Below are 325 nucleotides of genomic sequence, written 5' to 3'. Positions count from 1 at the left end.
GGAAACAACTTCTTATCGTGTGTAATTACTGCACAAAATGCACTAAAGGATTATCCTTATACATATTTGCGTGAAGAACTTTCTATTTTCTCACATGCTTGAAAATAATTTCCTATTGTCTGAAAATTATTTAAATCATCCGGATGAAAAAAGATATTCTGTGGAGAAAAACTTCGTGGGGCAAGTGTAACCGATCCTTTTTCTAAACCCGAGAACTCCAATAAATTATGTAACAGTGCCAAAATAGTTTCGGAAGGAAATCTTTTTAAAAGCAATGCCGATAACCTGCAAGTGGTTTACTCGGATGTAGATAACCAGAAAAATC

General features: G+C 34.2%; 1 pseudogene. It reads left to right on the top strand.

Going from position 1 to position 325, the window contains the following annotated elements:
• Window positions 1-87: pseudogene (locus tag D0T85_RS22105) on the top strand (outer membrane protein assembly factor BamD); the annotation flags it as partial.
• Between the last annotated feature and the right edge of the window lie 238 nt (window positions 88-325).

The sequence above is a fragment of the Bacteroides sp. 519 genome (genome assembly GCF_010500955.1).
Lineage (GTDB): Bacteria > Bacteroidota > Bacteroidia > Bacteroidales > Bacteroidaceae > Bacteroides.
Note: the sequence above shows the minus strand (reverse complement) of the source record. Positions and strands in the feature narration are given on the sequence as shown.